Raw genomic sequence first — 13,158 nt, 5'->3', positions numbered from 1 at the left:
TAGATAAAGTTGACGTTCCATTTAATTATTATGGTAATTTTCCAAAACTTTAGTTTTTCTTGCGACTAAACCAAATGCCTGCTAAGCTGCTGAGCAATAATGCCGCACCAGCCGAAATGACGGCAATTTGCGTCTTTTTATCAGTACCTGTTTGCGGTAGGTGACCAGGGTCAGAACTGTCCGCCGCGCTAGCTTGGGAGGAACTAGCGGAAGAGGTTTGTTTGGTCACGCCAGTTGGTACAAGACCGAGGTGTGAATTGGTTTTACCTTTAGCAGTTGGTTTATTGTTTAAGGTTTTACCATTCTTGCCATTTTTACTGTTCTTACCTTTACCGTTTGAGGCAATTTCAGCTGCGCCGGCAGTACCTTCTTGAGCATAAACGTAGGTTACTGACTGCGGACTAGCAGAAAAGAAGCCAGTAGCATTGTCTGGACGGGCCTTTAACGTATAACCAGAAACGGTCTTGGCCATTGAAATGTAGCCATCGCCAACATTACCTTTAAGTACTTCATCAGGGGCAATGGTTTTACCATTTTCATCTTGATAATGGACAGTTACATCAGCAGCTTGGACTGGAGTAGGGGTTACAGGAGTCGGAGCTGTAGGGTTCTTGATATAAATAGCAGTTACAGATCTGCCTGTACCATAAGTTCCCGTAAACGGATCTTGTCCAGCCTTAAGGGTATAGCCGGGAACTTGGTCTGGTGAAAGAGTGTAGTCGTCACCGATTGGACCATAGAATTTAGTATCTTCAACGCCGGGGATAGCTTTGCCACTTTCGTCAACGTGTTGCAAAGTAATTGGTTCACCAAGGCGGACATAAGTATCTTCTGGAAAATCTTTAGTTTTCTCGTGTGTGTGCGGATTTGCATCACTGTCCCGATATCCAAAAAATTGGTAAATGTCCATGATGTCTGTATTTGATAAATTCTTTTGGCCCTTTGGATTATTGATGGTTCCACCGTGAGTAGCATCAACTTGTTGCCAAGGTCCTTCGTTATCAAATCCACAATTAAATCCATCATCACCATGAAATGAGTCATACCAAAAGTTAGAAAGTGCTGTTTTTTTACCAAGAACTAATGTATTCAAGCTCGTTAAGTTGGATATCATGCCAAGACAGCTATTGTTGCCGTAAAGTTTCTGAGTAACTAGATCAATTCTACTAATGTCTAGTTTTTTGAGACTAGTGCAACCATTAAACATTTCTCCTACACCCATTAGATTAGGAGTGATAGAAGGAAAGGTAAATTCAGTTAATCCCTTGCATCCTGTAAACATTGATTGAGTACTTTCCAACTTTGGTGTCTTAAAATCAGATAAATTGATGGTTGATAACGAAGAGTCACCTTCAAACATACTAAGCATACTGGTTACTTTCTCAGTATTAAAGCCTTTCAAATTAATTTGCTTAAGGCCAGAGCAACCATAAAACATGCCGTCCATGTATACAACATTTGAAGTATCTAAGCTGGATAAATCAAGGCTGGTGAGGTTGGAACAATTGGCAAACATGTTTGACATATTGGTTGCTTGGGAAGTATCGAGCAGATTCAGACCAGTAATCTCGGTTAATTCTGTGAAATTGCTGAACAGACTCTCAGGAGCACTGTTACTCAACTGGGTTTTGGCAGTAATACTTATTTTTTTAGTTTTTGCGAGAGGAATATTTGTTCCATCATTACCAGTGATTATCCACTTGCTAATTCCGCTAGTATTTCTTCCATCGCTAGTAACAATTCTTGCTGTAACAGAACCACCATTGATTGATAACTCATCAGTATCTTGGTTATAGCTTAAGTTAAGACCATGGACTTGCCCCGAAACAGTTCTTTCTGCAGGAGCACTGTCGCGTTTTTCAATCTTAGCGGGCGTATCATTAGGTTCTGTAGCTGAAAGGTCGCTACTAGAATCAACTTCATTTTTGTCGGTGGCAAGACTATTTTCTTCCTCATTAGAAGAATCGTTCGGCACAGCTTCAGAATAATTTTCTGTAGTTAAAGTTGTGGGTTGAATAGCAGCTTTCTTGGTAACTCGTTTTTTAGCTATATTAACGGTCTTTTTAGCAGCTTGATTAGTAGGTTGTGTTGCAGCGCTAACTTTATCGGGATTAGCAGCAACAAGGCTGAGTGCGATGGCAGCAGCACTTGTGAACAAGACTTTGCCTTTTTGACCGTACAAATTATTTGACTTTTTCATATAATGTACCTCATATTTAGTTTATATTTAATGAGCATTATATATTTGCATATAAGCGAAATCAATATTAAAAATAAAAATAATTTATAGCATCAAACTATTTGTTTTTAAAATCACAAAGAAACGCTTAATACTGTTGAACTAGTCTTAAGGTGATTTGCTATTTTAAATAACAATAATCAGAATTAATCCTGTTTTTATACAAAAGGTATACGTTTTATTGAATTGTACATTAATTATATTGATAATATAATACATATAGTTAATTTAAGTAAATTTACAATTATAGATTAACTAGCTTTTTTGTGCATAAAAAAAGCGATCTATCTTAGTGATAAATCGCTTTTTGAATTCATGGATGAGTATCCTAGTGTAGAACGTAGAATAAAATCTTTCATCTAGTCTTAAGGAAGCTATGTAAAAAAGAAAACTAAGCAGCCAGTTGTTAATAAGATATTTTGTTTAGTTAATTTTTTTACTCCATCAATATCATAAAAATATACTGGCTACCTATTCAGTTTTTCCCTTTCGACTGAACCATGCACCTATCAAACCTCCAAATATTGATAGGAATCCCAGTCCTAACGCTTCCGCATGTGAACTGTTGTCTGCACCAGTTTGTGGCAAACGATGTTCTGAATCGTTACCTGCAATTACAGCTGCTTTTTGCGTTGCATTCTTACCCTTAAAGTTTGCAACAGGAGCAGACTTAGCTACTTTTTTACCAATAGCTGCAGCAGTCTTACTTACTTTTGTTTCTGGATCAACTTTAACTCCAGCACCAGCTTCGGCAAGACCGATACCAATTGCATCACCATCAACAATTGCGCCGTCAATGTCATAGACATAAGTTACATTTTGCAATTTATCGGTGAAGATGCCAGTTTCATTACTTGGCTTAGTAGTTAGAATATAGCCTGCGATATTTTGTGCAGTTGCAGTATAGTTAGCACCCACTTTACCTTTTAAAAATTGGTCAGGTGCCAAGGTTTTACCGATACTGTCACGGTAATGCACAACAACATTACCAGGAGCAGAGGAGACAGTTGAAGCAGCAAAATCTTCAGGAGCAGCTTCTAAAACAAAGGTTTTGGAGGCTGTTTTGGGACCTTTTTTATTGGCTTTTTTCTTTTTCGTACCAGCAGAAGCGGTGCTAGCAGCCTTTGAAACGGCAAAGTCTTCAGGAGCAGCTTTTAAAACAAAAGTTTTTGATGCAGTCGGACCTAAGGACTTTTTAGCTTTTAAGTGACTTGGAGCTGCAGTATCAGCTTTAACGGAAGTCACGTTAATTGAAGATACACCTAAAGTTGCAATCGCAACAGCACTAAGTAGTAATTTTCCCGTTTGTTGATATTTAGTTATTTTGTTATTCATTTTATATACTTTACTTCTCTATTTCTTTCGAATAATCAAGAAACACTTGTCATATAAATTAACTTTATGATGAATTCATTTTAGCATTTTTATGACCAAAAGTATAGTATAAACTAACAGAAAATTATAATTATTTATTTAACATAAATAGCTTATGTTATTAAAAGTTTAACGAATTGCTGGTAATAGCGGTATATACCACTGCCTGTTGATCTAAATTGTTTTTTTATGAAACGCATTCACTATAAAACTTATTTATCTTACTTTACAAGTGAAAACAATATTGGCGTTATCCTTAATAAGGCTCAGCAAAGCGGAAAATACGAATTTTCATTTTGTAGACTTTGTGAAACTGTTAATTTAATTAGTAGAAGTGTTATTTATATAAAATATAGTTCGAGATTGTGACGCAATTTATGTTCACATATAGATAAATGGAAAAAGTAATTGAAATTTTGGTTAATTTTGTCTAATACCTAATTATTTTAACGAATAAAAACAAAAGTTATTTTAAAAAATTTTTTCTGGAGGCAAATTTAGCCAAATTACCTCGTAGTTGAAGAAAAAATAGGCAAAAAAACACGTACACTCAATTTTTCATTGAATGTACGTGCATTAATTAGTTCGTTTTAAGATAGTTTTGAAAAGTGGTATTAGTATAGCGTAAGGCTACATGATTTTCTTGCGGGTATACCAGCCCCCAGCAAGACTTCCAATTATTGCAACCGATCCAAGCCCCATTGCGATTGCTTTGGAGTGATCATTAGTGCCCGTATGAGGTAATTCTTGCACTGAACTACTATTTTTTTGAGTAGAGGAGGGTGAATTTACGCCAAAAGCACGAGTATGATTACTTACTTTGATTTTTTGAATCGCCTTTTTAGCCTTACTCGCTGCCCGATGCTTTTTGTGTCCCTTTTTATGGGGAGCATGCTTGCCGGCAGCGACATCATCGGCAATTACGCCAGCTCCGCTTTCGTCAATGCCAATCCCAACTACATCATTTCCATCTCCTGGAAAATGCTCCGCTTGTTTAGCAGCTTCAGCAGGGGTCATCTTGTGATAAACATAAGTTACGTTTTGCTTATCATTGCTAAAAGTGCCGGTTGCATTTTTAGGTTGTGAATCTAGCACATAGTCGGTAAATTCTCTTGGTGAAGTAGTATATTTTTCACCAACATTACCGCTGATAACTTTGTCTGGAGCAATTACATTACCTTTTGTGTCTACGTAATGAATTGTTATTTGATTATTAATAGTTGAACCCACTGATTCTTGATTTTGTGATGCGCTTGCTACAACGGCAGCACTACTTGAAGAACGTCCACTAGTAGCAATGTCTGAAAATGATTTGCTTGCTACTTTTTTAACCGCTTTTTTCAATTTATCTTTTTTAGCCAATAAGTGACTTGTAGATGATAAAGTAGCGGCTTTAGCGGATTTGGCATTAGCACACATTAGACCCAAAGAAGTCATTGTAATAGCACTAAATAAAATTTTCCCAGCAGTGGGATGTTTGCTGACAAATTTATTCATTATTCTCCCCCTCTACGCTTATAATTTCTAAAAATATATAACTATAATCTAAAAAACATAACATAAGATACTTTTATAACCTTAGGAATTTCTCCGCACTAATCATACCATATGTATAGCTTGATGTGTAGCATAACATAATGCGCAGAAATAGCATTTTAATATTGATATTTGTTATTTTAATAATATTTAATTTTAGAAAGGCTTTAGGAGTAGAGCGATAACATAACTTAGTTTTACCAAAATTTGTAATTTTGTTATTAATAATTAATAATTTAATAACGTATATTTTTGCTATCGCATCAAATTGACTTTCTTAATTCAATCGGTGTATTTACCGGTATTTAAAAATGACTTATACCTTATTTAGCATTATTGATTTTAATAATTATGTAGTTATTTGGTGCACTACAAATTAAAGACGATTTTTTATCACAAAAAGCAAACCTAAGCAAAAAAGCCGTAACTGGCAAAAATAGTGCCAATTACGACTTAATAATGAGCGAATTAAATTAGTGTTACGCTCTAGTTATGAGCGCCAAATTTTAACTAGACGCCAGACAATAATTAGAAAGAAGATAACGTTAAAAATAATAATGGCAGCTTTAATAAGAGTCATGTTTTGGAAAAACTTAGGCTGAGCTTTCGCGCGAATTTGTTGGCTCTTTTTAATAGTATGCCGTCCCTTTTTGGTTGGTAAAGCGACCTTTTTTTGGCCTTTTTTTGCAGAAAAATTAGCAGTTAATTCAGTCGCAGATAAATTCTTGTTGGTTGCCTTAATTTTGCTGATTAAATCACCCTGCACAACTGTGCGGTGCTGCCCATACCCGTATTTCGAAGTGTTAAAGTCTGAGCATGTAATTAAGGTAATCATACTTCTATCCTTTATGTTGTTTTCGACTTCAACTTGTGTTGGTTTAATTGCAAAAGAAATTCTTTTAACTTCGTAAGCATAAATGTGATGAAGATCGGTCACATAGATTAAGTCACCCCGTTTTGCCAAGTGTAAATTGTCTAATACAGCAGGGCCATATGCGCCCATATAATGTCCTGCCAGAACATAGTTATTAGCTCCGCCCATTACACGATCCGGGAGGCAAGTAACAACGCCGTATTCCAAGTTTTGGTTTTCACTGCCATATCCGGCAAACAGCGGATTGTGAATGTTAACGGCTGGAAGCGAAATTCGCCCAATAGCATAAGCCTTAATTTTCTTTGACCTTAAAATCCGCGTTGTACTAATTGACTTGGTCTTACTAGCGTCATAAGTTGTTTTTCGGTGCTTATTTTGATCTGCTTTTTTAGGTGTTAATCCTGAAGAAGCTTGCTCTGCGTTTTGCTGGACAAGGTAGGAGTCACCGAAACCAGAACCGAAGAAAATAAGTGTTACCCCTAAGTAAAAAAGTATACCTATAAATAGAACCTGGATTGTAGACCCGATTTTTTGCTTGGTGGTTAAATTTTGCTTTTTAGTTGCCATTGCTATTTGTCCTCTGATTTTGCGAAAGTTATTCAAATTACCTCTTATTTTAATGATAAATTGGTAAAATGCCTAATTATTTGAGAAATAACTAGAAACACTGATAAAAAATCTTCAAATAACTATTGAAATCGCTTTAACACTGTTTTATAATCTTAAGAGTAAATAAGTGTGTTACTGATTCGATCAGGCATTAACCTATGAACAACAAGGCTTTAGTGTTGCTCATAGGTTTTTTTATTGAAAAGAGGAGTTTGCTGAGTGAAATTTATTAAAAATTTTAACAACAATGCTGCTTTAGTGTCGGATGAATCTGGTGTTGATTGGGTAGTAATTGGAAACGGAATTGGTTTTGGGAAAAAGCCCAATGATCCAATTGATGAAACAAAAATTACTCGTCGTTTTGTTGCTGTCGAAAAGAATATCAAGATGATTGACAGTGTTAGGGATATTGATAAACGTACTTTATCTCTGACAACTGATGTAATCAATCTTGTTTCAAAGAGACTAAGCGTTAATTTTACTGATTATCAGTACTTGGTTTTAGCTGATCACATCGATTTTATGCTTAAAAGAACCGATGAAGGCTTTGAATTAGGCCAAGGTACTGTGGGATGGGAATTAAAGAAGTTATTTCCTAAAGAATATTCAGCTGCGAAAGATGCGCTGAAGCTGCTTCAGGAAAAGACTAAGCTAACCTTTCCCAATTCAGAAGTTGTTTATCTGACCTATCACTTTATCAATGCTAGTTCTGATCAAACTAAGCTTCAAGATACAATCAAAATCACCAAGTTAATTCATGGTGTAATTGAAATCATTGAATATCAGTACGGGATGCAGCTTGATCCGGAATCATTTAATTTCAATCGGTTTATGACGCATTTACGTTCGTTCATGGTGCGGCACCTGTATGAAATTGGTGATGAAGATAGCGGCAGCGAACTTGATAATTCATTGCTCGAATTAATGAAGGTCAAGTACAAGAAAGCATACGAGACGGTTTTAAAAATCGGCACTTATTTATCTAAACAGGCTGGTTGGAAATTGCAACCTGATGATGAGGTCTATCTGACGCTCCATGTCTGGCGGGTAACGCATAGACAAAAAGATGGTACTGATTCGGAAGCAAAGCAAATTCCAGCCGATGAAAAATAATTAGTTTAAACGGTGTGTTACTGTTTTACAGGCATTAACCCGAGAACATAAAGAAAACTTCCTTGTTTCATCCTTAATTGAATGTTTGCAAGAGGTCTTCTTTAAGTCCCCGGGTTTTGTGATTTTTGGAGGAAAAGATGGCTTACGAAGAATTAAGTCGTGAAATTATCGCCAATGTTGGTGGTAAAGATAATGTAGCCAGCGTGGTGCATTGTACAACACGTTTGCGCTTTAAGTTAAAGGATGCTTCAAAGGCAAACGATGAAAAAATGAAGGCAACTGATGGTGTCTTGTCATTAGTTAAGTCTGGTGGTCAATACCAAGTTGTTATTGGTAATAACGTTGCTGATGTTTACGATACCCTAATTAAAATTGGCGGTTTCGGTGATGGTGGCTCAGTTCCTGATGATTATGTGGACACAAGCAACATGAGCATTGCGGATCGGTTCATTGATCTGATTTCTGGTATTTTCAACCCAATTTTAGGGCCAATGTGTGCTGCTGGAATGATCAAAGGTTTCAACGCCATGTTCTTGGCATTCGGTTGGCTTTCCGCAACCAATGGTACCTACATTATCCTAAATGCAATTGGTGACAGTTTATTCTACTTCTTACCAGTTATTCTAGGAATTTCAGCAGCCAAAAAATTTGGCATGGACGGATATATTGGTGCAACCATCGGTGCATCTCTTTGCTACCCAACAATTGTAGCAATGGCTGGTAGCAAGACTGCTTTATTTACAGTCTTTAAGGGCACTATCCTGCAAGCACCAGTTCATATGACTTTCTTAGGAATTCCGGTAATTTCGATGAACTACACTTCATCAGTTATTCCGATTATCCTATCAGTTTGGTTTGCTTCAAAGGTCCAAAAGGTTGCACGGAAGGTAATTCCAGATGTTGTTAAGACTTTCTTGGTACCATTCGCAATCTTACTAATTACAGTTCCAATTACCTTCTTAATTATTGGGCCAGTGGCTACTTGGCTTGGTAATGCGATTGCCGCAATTGTTAGTGCTGTATACAACTTCAGCCCAATCTTAGCTGGTATCTTGATGGGTGCTTTCTGGCAAGTATTTGTTATCTTTGGTGTTCACTGGGGCTTTGTTGCCGTTATGATGACCAATATTGCAGCCATGGGTTATGACCCAATCTTAGGTTTATCACTTGCTGCATCATTTGCTCAAACCGGTGTTGTTTTAGCTATTATTTTCCAAACTAAGAATGAAAAAACTCGTAGTATTGCGATTCCTGCATTCGTTTCCGGAATCTTTGGTGTTACTGAACCAGCAATCTATGGTGTGACATTACCACGTAAAAAACCATTTATCATCAGTTGTATTGCTTCCGCAATCGGTGGTGGTTTAATCGGATTCTTCGGTACTAAGGTTTACATTATGGCCGGAATGGGAATCTTCTCAATTCCTGATGCTATTGGTAAAAATGGTGTTGATGGTGCCGTTTATGGCTTAATCATTGCTATGGCTGTAGCAACTGTACTTGGTTTTGCACTGCAAATGATCTTTGGCCGCAAGACTGTTGACGAAACACTTGATGAACAAGTTGCTTTGGCTAATGCGAATGCTGCAGAAGGTGCAGATTCCGCAGATGCTACTGCAGAAACTGCAACTACTGCTAAACCAGCTGAAGCTACTTACAATGAACCTGAAAAATTAGTTGCGCCATTAAACGGAACAATCGTTGCGTTAAAAGATGTTAAAGATGAAGTTTTCTCCAGCGGCTCAATGGGTCAAGGTGTTGCAATTGAACCAAAAGAAGGTAAAGTATGTGCACCATTTGACTGTGAAGTTGCCATGACTTTCCCAACAGGCCATGCAATTGGTTTAAGATCAGCTAAGGGTGCTGAAGTAATGATCCATATTGGTATGGATACGGTTGAATTAGATGGTGAAGGCTTTAAAATATTAGTTGAGAAGGATCAATCTGTTAAAGCGGGCGATCCACTCATTGAGTTTGACTTGGCAGCTATTAAGAAGGCTGGATATGAAGTTACAACTCCGGTAATTGTGACAAATACTAACAATTACCACGAAGTTAATGTTGTTGCTAGTGGCGAAGTATCAATCGGTGATCAGCTGCTAGACTTAGAATAATCGGGCGAGAAAGAGGAGTATACACATGAATACAAACAATTTCCCTAAAGGCTTTTTATGGGGTGGCGCCACAGCGGCTAACCAACTCGAAGGTGCGTATCAAGAAGGAGGCAAGGGCTTGTCTCTTCCTGACGTTTTGCCTGGTGGTAAAGAACGGATGAAGATTATTGCTTCACCAGATTTTGATTTCAAAATCGATCCTAAATACGTTTATCCTAACCACATTGGAATCGATCACTATCACCACTATAAGGAAGATATTGAACTATTTGCGGAAATGGGCTTCAAATGCTACCGTTTCTCAATCGCTTGGTCACGTATTTTCCCTAACGGTGACGAAGAAGAGCCAAATGAAGAGGGACTTAAGTTCTACGATGGGGTAATTGATGAGTGCTTAAAGCACAATATTGAACCTGTAATTACGATTTCACACTATGAGCTTCCTTTGCACTTGATTACTGAATACGGTAGCTGGAAGAACAAGAAGTTGATCGACTTCTATGAACGTTTTGCTAGAACTGTATTAACTCGCTACAAGGACAAAGTTAAGTACTGGATGACTTTCAACGAAATTAACAGTGCTGCTCACTTCCCAATCATGAGCCAAGGCTTGACTGTAAGTAACGGTGCTCTTGACAAGAAGAATGTTTACCAATCATGGCACAACCAATTCGTTGCCAGTGCTAAAGCTGTTAAAATCGGTCATGAATTAAATCCTGACATGAAGATTGGTTGCATGATTCTTTATGCAACAACTTATAGCTATGATTCAGATCCAAAGAATCAAATTGCTACACTGCAAGAAAATCAAGCAAACAATTTCTTCTGCGCTGATGTACAAGTTCGGGGCCATTACCCAGCATACACGAAGAGCTTATTAGCTCGTCAAGGCGTTAAATTAAGCGACATTGACTACAGCGATGAAGAACTTGACTTGCTAGCTAAATACCCGGTTGATTACATTGGCTTTAGCTACTACATGTCATCTGTTGTTGATGTTACTCACGAAAATCAAGAAACAACTAACGGTAACTTGATGGGTGGCGTTAAGAATCCATTCTTGAAATCAAGTGACTGGGGTTGGCAAATTGACCCAACTGGTTTAAGAATTGCACTTAACGAATTATCTGATCGTTATGAAAAGCCATTATTTATCGTTGAAAATGGTTTAGGTGCCATTGATCAACCTGATGAAAATCACTATGTTGCTGATGATTACCGCATTGACTACCTGCGTGAACACATTGAAGCCATTTCAGAAGCCATTGATGATGGTGCAGACGTAATGGGTTACACTCCATGGGGCTGCATTGATTTAGTTAGTGCCTCAACTGGTGAAATGTCTAAGCGTTATGGCTTTATCTACGTTGATGAAGACGATGAGGGTAAGGGTACCTTCAACCGTTACAAGAAGAAGTCATTCGACTGGTACAAGAAAGTTATTGAAACTAATGGTGGCGATTTAGCCTAAATTTAGGGAATAACTTGGAGTGAGTAAGAAAATGAAACGGCGTGTGACAAAATTCTTGCTAGCATTAGCAAGTCTTATCGGAGCAGTCACAATTGGCACTAATCAAGCCGAGGCAAAAAGTAATAATAAACCGGTGACGATTTATTTGACCCGTCATGGCGAAACTACTGCTAATGTGATGCACCTTGCTCAAGGCTGGAGCGATTATACTCTAACTGATAATGGTGTAAAGGGTGCCGAGTATCTTGGTAAAGGGCTGAAAGGAATTAAGTTTAAAGCGGCTTATTCCGGTGACTTAACAAGACAGGAAAAGACTGCGCAAGGAGCCTTAAAATACTCTGGCAATCAAAAAGTTAAACTAAAAATTGATTGGCGTTTGCGTGAATGTAACTACGGTAGTTATGAAGGCCGCCCTGATGTTGCGCAGAATGTACCAGAAATTGCCCAATACTTTGGTTATGATAGTATTGCTGATTTTCAAGCTAAGACTGGCAAACTATTTCAAAATAAGATGCAAGACGGTTATTATGCCTTAGACCAGGAAAATAAGTTAAATACCAGCTTACCAGCACAATACCGTGCGGAAAGTACTGAAGCTGTTCAAAAGCGAATGACGGCGGTATTGACGAAAATTGCAAAAAGTCAACACAAAGGCGGAAACGTCTTAGTTGTGAGCTCTGGGATGGCAATTAATCTCTTCTTGTCGACGCAAAACTATCCTGCTTTTCAAGGGACTGGCCTTGCGAATGACTCAGTTACTAAATTAGTTTACCAAAAGGGTAAATTTAACTTAGTCGGCGAAATCGGCAGTTTGAAGTATTACAATGCTGGCCAAAAATAGAGTTTAGCTAATATTAGAAAAAGCGTGATTTTAAATCACGCTTTTTTTTAACCCCAAATTAGCGGTTAGTTGGTATTTTCATCGATCAGTTTTTGACAGTGCTGACTGAATTTTTCCATTCCGATTAAGGAAAGCTGCTTAACCTGCATTTCACAATTATCAAGATAAACTTGTAGTGGCTCATAGTGATAACTAATTAAATTTTCCAGTAAGAAGAGCACCATTTTACTAAAACATGTACTGGGTTTAGTAGGCACTTTCTTCGACATTTTGATCATTTGTGTGGCATTTTCATAAGATTGATGCTTAATGCTGATACCAATCATGTTAATTAAAATACCGAGAACTAAAAATTGAATCTTTTCATCATTGCTTCTACTGAATTTTTTGAAAATCTTTTTTGTAATCGTTAAATTACTGGTAAAGTCAAAAAAATACATGTAATTGCAGAAATTTTTTAGGGATTCTTGGTCCAAATTATCTTCATTGTAGAACTTATTTTTCAACTGCTGCTTTTCTTTTAAACTGAGTTTTTCAGGTGAACTGTTTGCAGTATAAATTAAGGTGTTAAGCTTAAGAATCAGGTCTTCTTTGTTATGCACAGCACTTTTGGCGATGGCATCTTTAATAGCGGAGAGCTGGTCGATATCGAACTTATAATAGGCATCAATTGATTTTGAAATTACGTTTTTCTTGAGTTCATCTTCAGATTTTGACCGGTAATCTAATTTGCTAAAAAAACTAGCAAGATCAATATGGTTAAAGCGCAGTATTTCAATCAAATCCTGAGCAGAAATCCTAGTAGTATTCTTCTCAATTTTAGAATAAAACGAGGGGCTAACAATATCACCGATCCATGCCCGCTGCGTCTTACCTGCTTCTTGTCGATATTGCCGTAGTAAGCTTCCAATAGTCATTAAAATTTCTCCGAAAAATTAGTTTCATATATGACACTTTCACTATTTAAAATTTTAACACAAATATAAT

Annotated in this window: 9 protein-coding genes; 4 read left to right on the top strand and 5 right to left on the bottom strand. The window is 37.2% G+C overall.

The genetic code is table 11. From position 1 onward, the window contains the following. Positions 1-49: 49 nt before the first annotated feature. From GYM71_RS09615 to GYM71_RS09600, 4 genes are all read right to left on the bottom strand, one after another. Positions 50-2,200, bottom strand: a complete 2,151-nt coding sequence (locus tag GYM71_RS09615; RefSeq protein WP_220220305.1) for a MucBP domain-containing protein — start codon at positions 2,198-2,200, stop codon at positions 50-52. A 510-nt stretch (positions 2,201-2,710) separates the two neighbouring features. Continuing rightward, positions 2,711-3,574 carry a MucBP domain-containing protein gene (locus GYM71_RS09610; RefSeq protein WP_220220304.1) on the bottom strand — a complete coding sequence of 288 codons (864 nt, stop codon included), beginning with the start codon at positions 3,572-3,574 and terminating at the stop codon, positions 2,711-2,713. 669 nt (positions 3,575-4,243) lie between these two features. Beyond that, positions 4,244-5,110, bottom strand: a complete 867-nt coding sequence (locus GYM71_RS09605; protein ID WP_220220303.1) for a MucBP domain-containing protein — start codon at positions 5,108-5,110, stop codon at positions 4,244-4,246. 529 nt (positions 5,111-5,639) lie between these two features. Further along, positions 5,640-6,590, bottom strand: a complete 951-nt coding sequence (locus GYM71_RS09600; RefSeq protein ID WP_220220302.1) for a class A sortase — start codon at positions 6,588-6,590, stop codon at positions 5,640-5,642. Positions 6,591-6,851: 261 nt separating this feature from the next. Here GYM71_RS09600 and GYM71_RS09595 point away from each other — a divergent pair, with 261 nt between their 5' ends. The 4 genes from GYM71_RS09595 to GYM71_RS09580 all read left to right on the top strand — a co-directional run bounded on the left by GYM71_RS09595 (position 6,852) and on the right by GYM71_RS09580 (position 12,171). Continuing rightward, positions 6,852-7,745, top strand: a complete 894-nt coding sequence (locus tag GYM71_RS09595) for a PRD domain-containing protein (RefSeq protein ID WP_220220301.1) — start codon at positions 6,852-6,854, stop codon at positions 7,743-7,745. A 137-nt stretch (positions 7,746-7,882) separates the two neighbouring features. After that, the gene (locus GYM71_RS09590; RefSeq protein WP_220220300.1) at positions 7,883-9,859 is read left to right on the top strand and encodes a beta-glucoside-specific PTS transporter subunit IIABC; all 1,977 of its coding nucleotides are present in this window, start codon (positions 7,883-7,885) and stop codon (positions 9,857-9,859) included. A gap of 25 nt (positions 9,860-9,884) precedes the next feature. Then, complete coding sequence (locus tag GYM71_RS09585; protein WP_220220299.1) at positions 9,885-11,330, top strand: glycoside hydrolase family 1 protein; 1,446 nt, start codon at positions 9,885-9,887, stop codon at positions 11,328-11,330. Positions 11,331-11,349: 19 nt separating this feature from the next. After that, positions 11,350-12,171: a histidine phosphatase family protein gene (locus tag GYM71_RS09580; RefSeq protein ID WP_244986822.1), complete on the top strand. Its 822-nt coding sequence runs from the start codon at positions 11,350-11,352 to the stop codon at positions 12,169-12,171. A 65-nt stretch (positions 12,172-12,236) separates the two neighbouring features. On the opposite strand, the gene GYM71_RS09575 is transcribed toward GYM71_RS09580, so the two are convergent. Beyond that, positions 12,237-13,088 (bottom strand): helix-turn-helix domain-containing protein, encoded by an 852-nt coding sequence (locus GYM71_RS09575; RefSeq protein ID WP_220220298.1) that lies wholly within the window; start codon positions 13,086-13,088, stop codon positions 12,237-12,239. Positions 13,089-13,158 lie beyond the last annotated feature (70 nt).

It is taken from the genome of Lactobacillus panisapium (assembly GCF_019469265.1).
GTDB classification, from domain to species: domain Bacteria; phylum Bacillota; class Bacilli; order Lactobacillales; family Lactobacillaceae; genus Lactobacillus; species Lactobacillus panisapium.
This window is presented reverse-complemented; position numbering and strand designations above follow the sequence as displayed.